General features: G+C 69.9%; 13 protein-coding genes. 4 read left to right on the top strand and 9 right to left on the bottom strand.

What is annotated here, in order from left to right; all coding sequences use genetic code 11:
* Positions 1-7 precede the first annotated feature (7 nt).
* From HNR15_RS09800 to fdhA, 3 genes are all read left to right on the top strand, one after another.
* Complete coding sequence (locus tag HNR15_RS09800; RefSeq protein ID WP_343048489.1) at positions 8-502, top strand: cysteine hydrolase family protein; 495 nt, start codon at positions 8-10, stop codon at positions 500-502.
* 115 nt (positions 503-617) lie between these two features.
* The gene (gene dxs, locus HNR15_RS09795; protein WP_179481295.1) at positions 618-2,489 is read left to right on the top strand and encodes a 1-deoxy-D-xylulose-5-phosphate synthase; all 1,872 of its coding nucleotides are present in this window, start codon (positions 618-620) and stop codon (positions 2,487-2,489) included.
* 169 nt (positions 2,490-2,658) lie between these two features.
* Positions 2,659-3,870 (top strand): formaldehyde dehydrogenase, glutathione-independent, encoded by a 1,212-nt coding sequence (gene fdhA, locus HNR15_RS09790; protein ID WP_179481293.1) that lies wholly within the window; start codon positions 2,659-2,661, stop codon positions 3,868-3,870.
* A 97-nt stretch (positions 3,871-3,967) separates the two neighbouring features.
* Here the strand turns inward: fdhA and HNR15_RS09785 are convergent, their stop codons facing one another.
* Positions 3,968-4,429: a GNAT family N-acetyltransferase gene (locus HNR15_RS09785; RefSeq protein ID WP_179481291.1), complete on the bottom strand. Its 462-nt coding sequence runs from the start codon at positions 4,427-4,429 to the stop codon at positions 3,968-3,970.
* Between the two features lie 106 nt (positions 4,430-4,535).
* Between HNR15_RS09785 and HNR15_RS09780 the strand changes: the two genes are divergently transcribed.
* Positions 4,536-4,886: a helix-turn-helix domain-containing protein gene (locus HNR15_RS09780; RefSeq protein WP_179481288.1), complete on the top strand. Its 351-nt coding sequence runs from the start codon at positions 4,536-4,538 to the stop codon at positions 4,884-4,886.
* Positions 4,887-4,901: 15 nt separating this feature from the next.
* On the opposite strand, the gene HNR15_RS09775 is transcribed toward HNR15_RS09780, so the two are convergent.
* The 8 genes from HNR15_RS09775 to HNR15_RS09740 all read right to left on the bottom strand — a co-directional run bounded on the left by HNR15_RS09775 (position 4,902) and on the right by HNR15_RS09740 (position 14,142).
* Positions 4,902-5,498 carry a ClpP family protease gene (locus tag HNR15_RS09775; RefSeq protein WP_179481286.1) on the bottom strand — a complete coding sequence of 199 codons (597 nt, stop codon included), beginning with the start codon at positions 5,496-5,498 and terminating at the stop codon, positions 4,902-4,904.
* On the bottom strand, positions 5,495-6,115 hold the full coding sequence (locus tag HNR15_RS09770; protein WP_179481284.1) for a ClpP family protease: 621 nt from the start codon (positions 6,113-6,115) through the stop codon (positions 5,495-5,497). Before HNR15_RS09770 ends, HNR15_RS09775 begins: the two co-directional genes overlap by 4 nt.
* Positions 6,116-6,250: 135 nt before the next feature.
* The gene (locus HNR15_RS09765) at positions 6,251-6,976 is read right to left on the bottom strand and encodes a glycerophosphodiester phosphodiesterase family protein (RefSeq protein WP_179483696.1); all 726 of its coding nucleotides are present in this window, start codon (positions 6,974-6,976) and stop codon (positions 6,251-6,253) included.
* A 152-nt stretch (positions 6,977-7,128) separates the two neighbouring features.
* Positions 7,129-8,658: a UDP-N-acetylglucosamine 1-carboxyvinyltransferase gene (locus HNR15_RS09760; protein WP_179481281.1), complete on the bottom strand. Its 1,530-nt coding sequence runs from the start codon at positions 8,656-8,658 to the stop codon at positions 7,129-7,131.
* Positions 8,659-8,822: 164 nt separating this feature from the next.
* On the bottom strand, positions 8,823-10,946 hold the full coding sequence (locus tag HNR15_RS09755) for a 3-hydroxyacyl-CoA dehydrogenase NAD-binding domain-containing protein (RefSeq protein WP_179481279.1): 2,124 nt from the start codon (positions 10,944-10,946) through the stop codon (positions 8,823-8,825).
* Positions 10,946-12,181 (bottom strand): thiolase family protein, encoded by a 1,236-nt coding sequence (locus HNR15_RS09750; RefSeq protein ID WP_179481276.1) that lies wholly within the window; start codon positions 12,179-12,181, stop codon positions 10,946-10,948. The genes HNR15_RS09755 and HNR15_RS09750 overlap by 1 nt, the downstream gene beginning before the upstream one ends.
* A gap of 60 nt (positions 12,182-12,241) precedes the next feature.
* Entirely contained in the window at positions 12,242-13,552 is a 1,311-nt protein-coding gene (locus HNR15_RS09745) for an HRDC domain-containing protein (RefSeq protein ID WP_179481274.1), read from the bottom strand.
* A complete protein-coding gene (locus HNR15_RS09740) occupies positions 13,549-14,142 on the bottom strand; it encodes a DUF3000 domain-containing protein (RefSeq protein ID WP_179481271.1) in 594 nt (197 codons plus the stop codon). The genes HNR15_RS09745 and HNR15_RS09740 overlap by 4 nt, the downstream gene beginning before the upstream one ends.
* Between the last annotated feature and the right edge of the window lie 160 nt (positions 14,143-14,302).

Raw genomic sequence — 14,302 nt, 5'->3', positions numbered from 1 at the left:
GCTCGTCGTGATCGACGCCCAACACGTCTTCGCCGACCCGGGCGGCCCATGGGCGTCGCCCATGTTCGCTCAGACACTGCCCGCCATCGAGGCGGCTGTGCAGGAGTATGCCGACCGCGTCGTCTTCACCCGCTACGTCGCTCCGCGCGAGCCAGCGGGTGCGTGGACGGCGTACTTCGAGCAGTGGCCGTTCGCCCTCACCGGGCCGGATCACCCGCAGTACCAGCTGATCCCGCAGTTCGCCGGCAGGCCGACCGTCGACGCCACGACGTTCGGCAAGTGGGGCGATCCGCTGCGCGTCGCGCTCGGCGACGCGCGGTCGGTGCAGCTGTGCGGCGTGTCCACGGACTGCTGTGTGCTGTCGACGGCCCTGCCGATGGCCGATGCCGGCCTCGAGGTGACGATCCGAGCGGACGCGTGCGCCGGGTCGACCCAGGAAGCGCACGAGAACGCGCTGGCGGCCATGGAGCTCTACGCGCCGCTGATCACCGTTCTGCACTGAGCGATCCGTCTCAGCCGGCCGGGCCCCTGACGCGCCCAGCGACTCGGGGTCCGTGGCGTCGTACCCCAGCGCATAGACTCGGGCGTTGGACCGTGGCCGGAAGGGATTTTTCTACGTGGGTTTGCTCGATGGCATCAACGAGCCGGGTGACGTGCGCGCGATCCCTGCTGAGCAGCTCGACGCACTGGCTGCCGAGATCCGCACCTTCCTGGTGGAGTCGGTGTCCAAGACCGGCGGACACCTCGGCCCCAACCTGGGCGTCGTCGAGCTGACGATCGCACTGCACCGGGTCTTCGACTCACCCCGGGACACGCTGGTCTTCGACACCGGGCACCAGTCCTACGTCCACAAGCTGCTCACCGGTCGGCACGACTTCTCCGCGCTGAAGAAGCAGGGTGGCCTGTCGGGCTACCCGAGCCGCGCCGAGTCCGAGCACGACGTGGTCGAGAACTCGCACGCGTCCACGTCGTTGTCCTGGGCCGAGGGCATCGCCCACGCCCGGGTGCTGCAGGGCCAGGGCGATCGGCACACCGTGGCGGTCATCGGCGACGGCGCGCTCACCGGCGGGATGGCCTGGGAGGCGCTCAACAACATCGCCGTCAGCAAGGACCTGCCGCTGGTCATCGTGGTCAACGACAACGAGCGGTCGTACGCGCCGACCATCGGCGGGCTTGCCGCGCACCTGGCGACCCTGCGGACCACGCGCGGTTACGAGCGGGTCCTGGACTGGGGCAAGTCGACGCTGCAGCAGACCCCGGTCGTCGGCCATGCGATGTACGAGACCCTGCACGGGGTCAAGAAGGGCATCAAGGACATCGTCGCCCCGCAGCAGGGCATGTTCGAGGACCTGGGCATCAAGTACGTCGGTCCGATCGACGGCCACGACGAGCAGGCCGTCGAGATGGGTCTGCGCCGCGCCAAGGACTTCGGCGGACCGTGCATCGTGCACGTGATCACCCAGAAGGGCCGCGGCTACCAGCCGGCGATGGACGACGAGGCCGACCAGTGGCACGGCATCGGCAAGTTCAACCCCGAGACCGGGCTGCCCTTCGAGGTGTCCGGCCGGATCTGGACCGACGAGTTCAGCGACGAGATGGTGCGCATCGGTGCCGAGCGTGCCGACGTCGTCGCGATTACCGCGGCGATGCTCATCCCCGTCGGGCTGGACAAGTTCGCCGCGGCGTACCCCGACCGGGTCTTCGATGTGGGCATCGCCGAGCAGCACGCCGTGACGATGGCCTCCGGCCTCGCGTACGCCGGGCTGCACCCGGTCGTCGCGGTCTACGCCACCTTCCTCAACCGTGCCTTCGACCAGTTGCTGATGGACTGCGCGCTGCACCGCCAGGGCGTCACCTTCGTGCTCGACCGGGCGGGCGTCACCGGCTCGGACGGACCGTCGCACAACGGCATGTGGGACATGGCGATCTCCTCGATCGTGCCCGGGCTGCGGCTCGCCGCGCCGCGCGACGGCGAGCAGGTCAAGCTGCAGTTGCGCGAGGCCCTCGACGTGTCCGATGCGCCGACCGTCATCCGCTTCCCCAAGGGCGATGTCGCAGAACCGCTGACGGCGGTGCGCTCGGTCGGGTCGCTCGACGTCCTGCACGACGGACCTGCGGCACCTGATGTCCTGCTCGTCGGCGTCGGAGCGATGTGTGCCACGGCACTGGGCGTGGCCGAGAAGCTTGCGGCACAAGGGATCTCGACACTGGTCGTCGATCCGCGCTGGGTGCTTCCGGTGGCCGACGAGCTGGTCGAGCTGGCGAGGTCGGCCCGCCACGTGGCCGTCATCGAGGACAACCTGGCGACCAACGGCGTCGGTATGGCGGTCACCGCGCGGCTGCGCGCGGCGGGCTGCGAGGTGCCGGTGCACCCGTTCGGCATCCCGAAGCGCTTCCTCGACCATGCCTCGCGCGGACAGGTGCTGGAGCAGATCGGCCTGACCTCCGACGTCATCGCGACGGACCTGATCGGGCGCATCGCGCACTGAGCCTGCCCGGTCCGAAGCGGTCGTCACACGCAGTCCCGCGCGGTGTGGGGAGACCGTGCTCCCTCGCCGAGGACCTACGTCAACCACAAGCGCCGCTCAGGCCGGGTGGCTACGTTGATATGACCTAGGTCACATCTCGCGTGACATCCGAGCCAGGAAGGTCGCAGTCATGGCAAGCAACAGAGTCGTCGTCTACAAGGGTCCGGGCGAGGTCGCCGTCGAGGAGATCGACTATCCCTCGCTCACGCTCCCGGACGACGTGGTCTCGGGGATGAAACTGAAGAAGGACGCGCCGCACGCCGCCATCCTGCGGCTGGTGACGACCAACATCTGCGGCAGCGATCAACACATGGTGCGCGGCCGGACCACGGCGCCCGTGGGCCAGACCCTCGGCCACGAGATCACCGGTGAGGTGGTCGAGCTCGGAGACGACGTGCTCTTCGTCAAGAAGGGCGACATCTGCACGGTGCCGTTCAACATCGCCTGTGGCAGGTGCCGGATGTGCAACGAGGGCAAGACCGGCATCTGCCTCAACGTCAATCCGGCCCGGGCGGGCGCGGCGTACGGATATGTCGACATGGGCGGCTGGATCGGCGGGCAGGCGGAGTACGTGATGGTGCCGTACGCCGACTTCAACCTGCTGCCGTTCCCGGACCGCGAGGAGGCGATGGAGAAGATCCTGGACCTGACGATGCTGTCCGACATCTTCCCGACGGGTTACCACGGCGCGTACACAGCGGGCGTCACCACCGGTTCGACGGTGTACGTCGCGGGCGCCGGTCCGGTCGGGCTCGCCGCCGCACACGCCGCGCAGCTGCTCGGTGCGGCCGTGGTCGTCGTCGGCGACATGAACGCCGAACGCCTCGCGCAGGCGCGCAGTTTCGGCTGTGAGAGCGTGGATCTGTCGAGTGGCGACGACCTGGCCGACCTGATCGAGCAGGTCGTGGGCGAGCGGGAGGTCGATGCCGCCGTCGACGCGGTGGGCTTCGAGGCGCGCGGGCACGGCGCGGACGCCGACGAGGCGCCGGCCACTGTGCTCAACGACTGCATGACGATCGCCCGCGCGGGCGCCGGCATCGGCATCCCGGGGCTCTATGTGACGGGCGATCCCGGTGCTGCCGACGACAACGCCAAGGAAGGCACCCTCGGTGTCCGGCTGGGCCTGGGCTGGGCGAAGTCGCACTCGTTCATGACCGGTCAGTGCCCGGTGAAGCAGTACAACCGCAAGCTGATGAACCTGATCCTGCGTGACAAGGCGCAGATCGCGAAGGCGGTCAACGCGACGAAGATTAGCCTGGACGAGGCGCCGACTGGCTACGCCGACTTCGACAAGGGCGCGGCGAAGAAGTACGTGATCGACCCGCACGGGATGGTCGCCTGACCGACCGGCACACGGCCACCCTGACGGTGTTTCGCAGGGTTGACGGCGTTCGAACGCCGTCAACCAACGCGAACGCCGTCAGGGTGCGGCCGCTTCCTCACGGCGTGCGCTCCATCAGCAGCGGGGTGGTCGCGAAACCGGCGCGGTGGTAGACCTGCACCGACTTCGGCCGGGAGTGCACGATGACCCGGTCCGCGCCAGCGGTGCGCGCCCGCTCGATCAGGGTGTCGACCAGCTGCGAGCCGATCCCGCGCCCCCGGTGGCTCGCCGGGACGTACACCGACTGGATCTCGGCCACCCAGCGGTCACCGGTCGATGGTCGCGGCGGCCGGGGTGTGCGCACTAAGAACGCCATGCCGACGATGTCATCACCCTCCTGCGCCACCCAGCAGGTGTGGGTGCCCTGCTGCGCGCCGATCCAGTCGGCGAAGGTGCGGACGAACTCGTCGTGCTCGTACGCCGGGGCGTCGCCGTCCTCGATGTCCCACACCCATCGCAGCTCGCCCGCCGCACGCCAGTCGTTCGGACCGGACTCTCGAATCGTCAGTGCGGACAGCATGGTTGCGAGCCTACCGAGGCTGCGACGTCGGCCTGGAACCGAGACGGGCTGTCTGCTCGCAGCAGAATCCGTCCACCGCACCGGCGCCGCGGCCTAGTCTCGCCATATGCGAAGTGTGGTGCCCTTCCCGTCACCCGACGACGCGCGCGTGCGACGTGCGGCGCGCCGGGGTGAGCCGCTGTGGCGCCAGCTGCTGGGAGAGCAGCTGCGACGGGAGCGGACCGCCCGCGCCGAGCGGCTGGCGGACGTGGCCCGCCGCGCAGGGGTCTCCCCGCAGTACCTCTCGGAGGTCGAGCGGGGTCGCAAGGAGCCGTCGTCGGAGATGTTGGCGGCCATCGGCGGAGCACTCGACCTGACGCTGCTCGACCTGACCTCGCGCGTGCGCGACCAGCTGGCCGCCGGCTCGGGTGCACCGACCTCGACGTCTCAGCAGGCGGAGCTTCGCCTGGCCGCCTGAGCGCGCCTGCGGCACTCATGCCTTCCGCGATGCGATGACGGTGTCGACCACGCCGTACGCGCGGGCGGCGTCGGCGGTCAGCACCAGATCCCGCTCGGTGTCGCGCCGGACCTGCTCGGGCGTGTGCTCGGTGTGCTGCGCCAGCAACTCCTCCAGGAGCGTCCGCACCCGGTCGACCTCCTCGGCCTCCAGGATCAGGTCCGGGATCGCCCCACGTCCCTCGGCTGCCGGCGCATGCAGCACCACCCGGCCGTGCGGCAGCATCTGCCGGTATCCGGGTGCGCCACCGGCGAGCAGCACGGCCGCCGTGGAGACGGCCTGACCCACGCAGGTCGTCTCGACCCGCGCGCGGACGTACTGCATGGCGTCGTAGATCGCGAGCATCGCCGAGATCGATCCGCCGGGGGAGTTGATGTAGAAGTTGATCGGCTGGTCCGGGTTGTCCGATTCCAGGTGCAGCAACTGCGCGATCAGCACGTTGGAGACGCCGTCGTCGATCGCCGTGCCCAGATAGACCACCCGGTCGGCGAGCAGCCGGCTGAACACGTCGACCGTGCGGTCACCGCCGCGTTCGCTGCGGGTCGTGACGTAGGGCACCGTGTAGGAGCTCATCGCGTCGCCCCCAGTCCGGCGGTGCGGGACGCGATGGGTCCGACCTGGTCCATCGAATCCACGATCGCGTCGATGAATCCGTAGTCGAGGGCCTCCTGCGCCGTGAAGAAGCGGTCGCGCTGCGAGTCGCGCTCGACGGTCGCGATGTCCTGCCCGGTGTCCTGCGCGACCAGCGACAGCACCGTGTCCCGGGTGTGCCGCAGCTGCCCGGCCTGGATCGCGATGTCCATCGCGGTGCCACCGAAGCCGGCCGAACCCTGGTGCAGCAGCACCTGCGCGTGCGGCAGCGCGTACCGCTTGCCCTTGGTGCCCGAGCTCAGCAGGAACTGTCCCGCGCTGTACGCGGCGCCGAGCGCCACCGTGCTCACGTCGTTCGGGATGACCCGCATGCAGTCGCGGATCGCGAGCATGGCCGAGACCGACCCGCCGGGGGAGTTGATGAGCAGCCGGATGTCGGCGTGCGCGTCCTCGGCGGCCAGCAGCAGCAGCGCGTTGCAGAGCCGATTGCCGTTCGCCTCCTCCAGCGCTGCACCGAGCAGCAGCGTGCGCCGTTGCAGCAGTCGGCGCTCGAGGTCGGCGTCCAGAGGATTGACCGTGGGTGTCTCGTCGTCACTCATGCGAACGACGCTGCCACCGTTGCGCATTCGCTGTCAGGTCACGCTGCTGACAGCAGATCCGCTAACGGCGTAGGCGAGTGTCCGCACCATCGCGCATACGTCCACACGACACCGCGGACACTCGAGGGACGGCGCTCAGACCTCGTGCCACTGCCCGCGTGTGATGAGCACCTCGCGCAGCAGGTCGGCGCGGTCGGTCATCAGCCCGTCGACGCCGAGGTCGAGCAGGCGGTGCATCGCCGCCGGCTCGTCGACGGTCCACACGTGCACCTGCGCGCCGGCCTTGTGCGCCTGGCGGATGAGCGTGCGGGTCAGCACCGGCAGCTTGCGGGTGTGCTCGGGGATCTGCAGGCAGTCGACGGCTCCGATCGGCATACGCGCCAGGGGTGTTCGTCCGAATGCCAGGGCAACCCCGACGAGCACGGGGCTGGCGGTGGTGGCCACCGGACGGGTCAGCCGCGCGAGGACCGATCGCCGTCGCCGGTCGGAGAACGACGCGACGCCTACCCGGTCCCACGCGCGGTGCCGCTCGATCGCGTCCGCGAGCGGTGCGACTGCGGCGTCGGACTTGCAGTCGATGTTCAGACGTAACTGCGGCCACGTCTCGAGCAGCTCGTCGAACCGGGGAATGGGCTCCACCCCACCGATCCGAGCCGTCTCGACCTCGCGCCACGGCAGGTCCACGATCGCGCCGCTTCGACCGGCGACCCGGTCGAGCGAGCTGTCATGGAAGGCCACGAGCACCCCGTCGGCGGTCGCGTGCACGTCGGTCTCGACATACCCGTACCCGAGGTCGACGGCGGCGCGGAACGCCGCCATCGAGTTCTCCAAGCCGTCGCGGGAGAACCCCCGGTGGGCCATGGCGATCGGGCCCGGCCAGGCCAGGTACGGCGTACGCGGCGTCACGTCGGCGCGTCCCCTCACGTTGGTCTCATCCGCCCGGTGATGCACTCGGTTGTCAGCGGATTCGTGGCATCGGCGCCGTGAACCCGCTGACAACCGCGCGGCACGGATCAGATGTCGCGGAAGGACTGGATGTCAGCGCCGAGCGCGTTCAGCCGGGTGTAGATGTCCTCGTAGCCACGGTTGATGACGTAGACGTTGCGCAGCACCGACTCACCCGGCGCGGCCAGCATCGCCAGCAGCACGACCATGCTCGGCCGCAGCGCGGGCGGGCACATGACCTCGGCGGCGCGCCAGCGGGTCGGTCCCTCGATGAGCACCCGGTGCGGGTCCATCAGGTGCACCTTCGCGCCGAGCGGCGTGAGCTCGGTGAGGTAGATGGCGCGGTTCTCGTAGACCCAGTCGTGGATCATCGTCTGCCCCTCGGCGACCGCGGCGATCGCGGCGAAGAACGGCAGATTGTCGATGTTGAGGCCTGGGAAGGGCATCGGGTGGATCTTGTCCTTCGGCGCGACCAGCGGGCCGGGAATGGTGCGCAGGTCGGCGAGGCGGGTGCGGCCGTTGGCGGAGGTGTACTCCGGCGACAGGTCGTACTTCATCCCCATGCTGGCCAGCAGGGTCAGCTCGATCTCCATGAACTCGATCGGCACCCGCTTGATGGTGATCTCCGAGGTGGTGACGACGGCGGCCGCGAGCAGCGACATGGCCTCGATCGGGTCCTCGGACGGGTGGTATTCGACGTCCTGGTCGATGTGCGGGCGGCCGTGCACGATCAACGTCGTGGTGCCGATGCCGTCGATGCGCACCCCGAGCTTCTCCAGGAAGAAGCACAGGTCCTGCACCATGTAGTTGGGGCTGGCGTTGCGGATGGTGGTGGTGCCGTCGAAGCGCGCCGCGGCGAAGAGCGCGTTCTCGGTGACGGTGTCGCCGCGCTCGGTGAGGATGATCGTCGCTCCGGCGGCGACCTCGCGGTTGACGGTCGCGACGTAGTAGCCGTGGCTGGCCTCCACCTGCAGACCGAACGCCGACAGCGCGTGCATGTGCGGCTCCACGGTGCGGGCGCCGAGGTCGCAGCCACCGGCGTTCGGCAGCTTGAAGTCGTCGAACTCGTGCAGCAGCGGGCCGAGGAACATCAGGATCGTGCGGGTGCGCTGCGCCGCGGCCTCGTCCATCGCGTCGAGGTCGAGGCGGGCCGGCGGGGTGATCTCCAGGTCGCTGGAGTCGGGCAGCCACCGGGTCTTGACCCCGATCGAGTTCAGCACCTCGGTGATCCGGTTGACCTCCTCGATGCGCGCGAGGTTGCGCAGCGTGGTCTTGCCCTTGTTCAGCAGCGAGGCGCACAGGCAGGCGACGGCGGCGTTCTTGCTGGTGCGCACGTCGATCTCACCGGAGAGCTTGTGACCGCCCTTGATGCGCAGGTTGAGGGGGGTGTTGGTGGCGACCTGCACGACCTCGGTGTCGAGGGCCTCGCCGATCCGGGCGACCATCTCCAGGCTGAGGTTCTGCTTGCCCTGTTCGATGCGGGCGACCGCGCTCTGGGAGGTCTGCAGGGATTCGGCGAGCTCGGACTGGGTCAGCTTGCGCTGGCGGCGGGCGTCGCGAATGAGGGTGCCGACGCGGTCCAGATAGTCATCCGTCATACGGCGAGCGTATCTCATATATGAGATAACGACGAACGCCGCCGACCGGCGTGTCGCGGGTCGGCGGCGTTCGGCAAGATCGGGGGTGGAGCAAGTGCCTCATCGAGAGTACGGGTGCGCCACGTGAAGCGCACACCCGTACTCCCGACGGTAACGGCAGCGGGCTACGCCGGGACGCTGGCCACGCCGGGGGCGAGGAACCGCTCGCCGGTGACCTCCTGCGAGATCCCGGTCCGGTCGAGCAGGGGCGTGACCCCGCCGTTCCAGAACGGGAAGCCGGCGCCGGTGATCATCGCGAGGTCGATGTCCTGCGCGGCTGCGACGACGCCCTCGTCGAGCATCCGGCGCACCTCGTCGCCCAGCGCTGACAGCGCACGGTCGCGGACCTCCTGCTCGGTCAGAACGGTCGGATCGGCGGGGGCCTCGAACAGGTCGAGCACCGCCGGGTCGATCGTGCCGTCCGCGCCGTAGAAGCTGGCGATCTTCGCCTCGACGACCTTGGCCAGGTTGGGCGATGCCTTGAACCGGTCGGGGAACGCACCGGCCAGGGTCTCGCTGTTGTGCAGGGCGATGGCCGGTCCGACCAGGCTGATGAGCATGAACGGCGGCATCGGCGTGAGGCCGCCGAACGCGCGCTCGACCACCTCGATCGGGGTGCCCTCGTCGACGATCGCGCCCGACTCGCCCATGAAGCGGCCGAGCAGCCGGTTGACCACGAACGACGGTGAGTTCTTGACCAGGATCGAGGTCTTCTTCAGACCCTTGCTCGTGGCGAACGCCGTTGCGAGAGTAGCGTCGTCGGTCGCGTCGCCGCGGATGATCTCCAGCAGCGGCATGATCGCGACGGGGTTGAAGAAGTGGAAGCCCACGACGCGCTCGGGGTGCTTCAGTTCCGCGGCCATCTCGGTGATCGACAGCGACGAGGTGTTCGTGGCGAGCACGCACTCCTCGCCGACCACGGCCTCGACCTCGGCGAACACCTGCTTCTTGACCGACATCTCCTCGAAGACGGCTTCGATGACGAAGTCGGCGTCGGCGAAGGCCTCCTTGGTGACCGACCCGGAGATCAGCGACTTCAGGTGGTTGGCCTTGTCGGAGGAGACCCGGCTCTTGGCGAGCAGCTTGTCGATCTCATCGGTGCAGTAGGCGACGCCCTTGTCCACGCGCGCCTGGTCCAGGTCGGTCAGCACGACCGGCACCTGCAGGCGACGGGCGAAGAGCAGCGCCATCTGGCTGGCCATCAGACCGGCGCCGACGACGCCGACCTTGGTGATCTTGCGGGCCAGCGACTTGTCCGGGGCGCCGGCCGGCCGCTTGGCCCGCTTCTGCACCAGGTCGAACGCGTAGAGCCCGGCGCGCAGTTCGTCGCTCATGATCAGGTCGGCGAGGGCGTCGTTCTCGGCCTCGAACGCCGTGGCCCGATCCGCCGTACGCGCGGCCTTGATCAGTTCCAGCGCCCGCAGCGGGGCCGGGGCGGCCCCGCCGGTGCGACCCTCGACCTGGCCGCGGGCGGCCTCGATCGCGGCGTCCCATGCGGTCTCGTCCAGGTCGACCTCGCGGCGATCGACCTGTTCTGTGCCGGCGATGACACCGGCGGCGAAGGCCAGCGAGTCCTCCAGGAAGGTCACCGACTCGAGCAGCCTGTCGGCCACACCGAGCTTGAACGCCTGCTTGCCGCCGATCATCTTGTTGTTGGCCAGGGGGTTGGCCACGATCAGCGTGAGCGCGTCCTGGACCCCGATGAGCCGCGGCAGCAGGTACGTGCCGCCCCAACCGGGCACGAGCCCGAGGAAGCACTCCGGCGTGGCGTACGCCGGAACGTCCGCGGAGATCGTGCGGTAGTCGGCGTAGAGCGGCAACTCGACACCGCCACCCATCGAGGCGCCGTTGATGAAGCCGAAGGTCGGCACGGGCAGGTCCGACAGCTTCTGGAACGTTGCATGCCCGAGGCGGGCGATCTCGTACGCCTGCTCCCGGGTGGTGATCGACGGGACCGCGGTCAGGTCGGCGCCGACGGCGAAGATGAACGGCTTGCCGGTGACGCCGGCGCCGACGATCTCGCCGGCCTCGGCGCGCGCGTGCAGCGTGTCGAGGGCCTCGCTCAGCTCGCGCAGGCCCTGCGTGCCGAAGCTGCTGGGCTTGGTGTGATCGAAGCCGTTGTCGAGGGTGATCAGCGCGAACGTGCCTGCACCGCCCGGCAGTTGGAGGTCCCGCACGTGCGCGTGGGTGACGACCTCGTCGGGCTGGATGAGCTGCTGCTGCGTCTGGTCCTGAGTGGTCGTCGTCATCAGGCGGCTCCGTCCGTGGTGGTCTGGATGCTCGGGACGTAGTCGGCGTGGTGCGGGTTCTCCCAGATCACCGCGCCACCCATGCCGATGCCGATGCACATGGCGGTGAGGCCGTAGCGCACCTCGGGGTGCTCGGCGAACTGACGCGCGAGCTGGGTCATCAGGCGCACGCCGGAGGAGGCCAGCGGGTGGCCGACGGCGATGGCGCCGCCCCACGGGTTGACCCGCGGGTCGTCGTCCGCGATGCCGAAGTGGTCCAGGAAGGTCAGCACCTGCACGGCGAAGGCCTCGTTCAGCTCGAAGAGGCCGATGTCCTCGATGGAGAGACCGGCGTTCTTCAGGGCCTTCTCGGTAGCCGGGACGGGACCGATGCCCATCACCTCCGGCTCCACGCCGACGAAGGAGTAGTTGACCATCCGCATCGCAGCCGGCAGACCGAGGTCCGCGGCCGCCTGCTCGGAGGCGAGCAGACACGCGGTGGCGCCGTCGTTCAGGCCCGCAGCGTTGCCGGCGGTGACGTGACCGTGCGGGCGGAACGGCGTCTTCAGGCTCGCGAGGCTCTCCAACGTGGTGCCGGGGCGCGGCGGCTCGTCGGCGGTCGCGAGACCCCAGCCCAGCTCTGCGTGCCGGGTGGCGACGTCGACCAGGTCGGGCTGGATCTTGCCGTCGTCGTACGCCGCGGCGAGCTTGGTCTGGCTTCCGACGGCGAACGCGTCGCAGCGCTCCTTGGTGACCTCGGGGTAGCGGTCGTGCAGGTTCTCCGCGGTCGAGCCCATCACCAGCGCGCTGGGGTCGACGAGCTTCTCGGCGACGATGCGAGGGTTGGGGTCGACGCCCTCACCCATCGGGTGGCGTCCCATGTGCTCCACGCCACCGGCGACGGCGATGTCGTACGCGCCGAACGCGATGCTCGAGGCGACGTTGGTGACGGCGGTCATCGCGCCGGCGCACATCCGGTCCACGGAGTAGCCGGGCGTGGTCTTCGGCAGACCGGCGAGCAGCGAGGCGATGCGGCCCAGGGTCAGACCCTGGTCGCCGATCTGGGTGGTCGCCGCGATGGCGACCTCCTCGACCTTCTCCGGCGGCAGCTGCGGCTGACGGCGCAGCAGCTCACGGATGCATTTGATGACCAGGTCGTCGGCGCGGGTCTGGGCGTAGATGCCCTTCTCGCCGGCCTTGCCGAACGGCGTACGCACGCCGTCGACGAAAACGACCTCTGACAGCGTGCGGGGCACGGCGCCTCCAGAGGATTGCAGTGGTGGGTTGGTCGAACTCCGCCACTCTAGACCGGATTGTTACTCGTCAGTAGCCGGGTGATCCTCGACGGCCTGCACGACCAGCGGCGTCACGGCGTCGACCTGCCAGGGGCGGGCGCCGTACGACGCGAGCTGCTCGCGAATCATGCTCTCGTCCCACACTTTCGGGGCGTTCCAGATCAGGCGGCGCAGGCTCTCGGGTGTGACGAGGTTCTCCAGAGGGACGCTGTGTTCCTCGCCGAAGGTGCCGAGCCGGTCGCGCACCTGGGACAGGCGGGCGGCGGCCACGGGGTTGCGGTCGGCCCACGCCCGCACGGGCGGCGGACCGTCGCCGCGCACCGAGGCGGGAGGCAGCGCGCGCTCGGGCATGACGCGCACGCGCTCCAGCGCCGCCAGCCACTCGCGCTGGTAGCGCAGCAATCCGTGATGCGGCTTGCGGGACCTGCGTGGAGGAGCGCCGGGGGCGGGCGGCGCGGCGCCCAGGGCGCTCAGATCCTCGGCCGAGGTCGGCGGGGTGGTGGCCATCGCGACGATGAGGGCGTCCGGCAGCAGCCGGCCCGGTGCGATGTCCTTGTCGCGAGCGAGGGCATCGCGCGTCTGCCACAACTCGCGCACGCGAGCGAGGGCGCGGCGTTCGCGGATCTTGTGCATGCCGGAGGTGCGGCGCCACGGGTCGGTGCGCACCGGCGGCCCGGTGAAGGACAGCAGCGCCTGGAAGTCCTGCAGAGCCCAGTCGAGCTTGCCGCTGGCTTCGAGGTCGGCGTACATCAGGTCACGCACCTGGGTCAGCACCTCGACGTCGAGCGCGGCGTAGCGCAGCCAGGGCTCGGGCAGCGGGCGGGTGGACCAGTCGGCTGCCGAATGCTCCTTGGCGAGAGTCACTCCCAGGTAGTGCTCGATGACGGCTGCGAGCCCGACGCGTTTGAGGCCGGCGATGCGACCGCCCAGCTCGGTGTCGAAGAGGGCCTGGGGGCGCAGGCCGACCTCGGCCAGGCAGGCCAGGTCCTGGGTGGCCGCGTGCAGCACCCACTCGGCGTCCCCGATGGCGTCGTTGATGGGCGACAGGTCGGGGCACGCGATCGGGTCGATGAGGAAGAGCCCGGCGCCCTCCCGGCGCAACTGCACCAGGTAGGCACGGTTGCCGTAGCGGAATCCCGAGGCGCGTTCGGCGTCCAGGGCGACGGGTCCGTGACCTGCGGCGATGGCGTCCGCCGCGGCGGTCAGGGTCCGCTCGTCGACGATGACGTCGGGAACGCCGTCGGCAGGACTGTCCAGCATCGGGTACGACGGAGCGTCCTGCTCCGCTGCGCTCTCGGTTTCGACGGGCGCCTCGTCTCCGGTGGGGGTCATCGACGCTGGCCCGGCAGCGCGACCACGCCCTCCGGCAGCGGCGGCAGGCCGGCGATCGTGCACAGCAGCGTGCCCCAGGCCTCGAAGTGCGCGCCCAGGCCGACACCGCCGGGCGCGACCGGGGTCCACGATGCGCGGACCTCCATCTCCACGCTCGTGCCGTTGTCGACCAGCCCGCCGTAGCCCTGCGACACAACGCGGGTGACCGTCCCGGCCTCCGCCACGGCGTGCGCGTCGCAGGACTGCAGGCTGTCGGTCAGCCAGCTCCATCCCACGTCACCCAGCATTGGGTCGGTCGCCATCTCCGGTTCCAGCTCGGCGCGCGCGAAGCTCACCACGCGCCACGCGCCGCCCCACGCCTCGGGTTCGGACGGGTCGTGCAGCAGCACGAACCGGCCACTGGCCAGTTCGTCGTCGTCCTCCGTGCTGGACACGACCTCTGCCGTCAGCGCCACGGCGTACGGCGCGATGCGGGTCGGCGCGGGGACCTCGGTCAGACGCACCTCGGGGCGCAGGCCGACGGCCTCCACCTCGCGTGTCGCGCGCTGGAAATCCGCCGCGGCGTCACCGCCAAGGTTTCGGGTACCCACTCGTGCAGCGTAGGTCGTACATTCGCTCGAATCCCGTGCGACGCGCCGTTCCGCCGCGTCATGCCGCCCAGTGGCAGTCGGCCACGTGTGCGTGGGTCGGCATCGGGGATGTGCACGGTTTGCGTCCGCGGCCAGGACCGCAGCGCTGGCCGCCAACGCA

This window comes from Allobranchiibius huperziae (genome assembly GCF_013410455.1).
In the GTDB taxonomy this organism is placed as follows: domain Bacteria; phylum Actinomycetota; class Actinomycetes; order Actinomycetales; family Dermatophilaceae; genus Allobranchiibius; species Allobranchiibius huperziae.
Note: the sequence above shows the minus strand (reverse complement) of the source record. Positions and strands in the feature narration are given on the sequence as shown.

Excerpts from the sequence above, each read along its gene's own strand:
- fdhA (WP_179481293.1), top strand. The coding sequence starts at position 2,659 with ATGGCAAGCAACAGAGTCGTCGTCTACAAGGGTCCGGGCGAGGTCGCC.
- HNR15_RS09785 (WP_179481291.1), bottom strand. The coding sequence starts at position 4,429 with ATGCTGTCCGCACTGACGATTCGAGAGTCCGGTCCGAACGACTGGCGT.
- HNR15_RS09780 (WP_179481288.1), top strand. The coding sequence starts at position 4,536 with ATGCGAAGTGTGGTGCCCTTCCCGTCACCCGACGACGCGCGCGTGCGA.
- HNR15_RS09775 (WP_179481286.1), bottom strand. The coding sequence starts at position 5,498 with ATGAGCTCCTACACGGTGCCCTACGTCACGACCCGCAGCGAACGCGGC.
- HNR15_RS09770 (WP_179481284.1), bottom strand. The coding sequence starts at position 6,115 with ATGAGTGACGACGAGACACCCACGGTCAATCCTCTGGACGCCGACCTC.
- HNR15_RS09765 (WP_179483696.1), bottom strand. The coding sequence starts at position 6,976 with ATGGCCCACCGGGGGTTCTCCCGCGACGGCTTGGAGAACTCGATGGCG.
- HNR15_RS09760 (WP_179481281.1), bottom strand. The coding sequence starts at position 8,658 with ATGACGGATGACTATCTGGACCGCGTCGGCACCCTCATTCGCGACGCC.
- HNR15_RS09755 (WP_179481279.1), bottom strand. The coding sequence starts at position 10,946 with ATGACGACGACCACTCAGGACCAGACGCAGCAGCAGCTCATCCAGCCC.
- HNR15_RS09745 (WP_179481274.1), bottom strand. The coding sequence starts at position 13,552 with ATGACCCCCACCGGAGACGAGGCGCCCGTCGAAACCGAGAGCGCAGCG.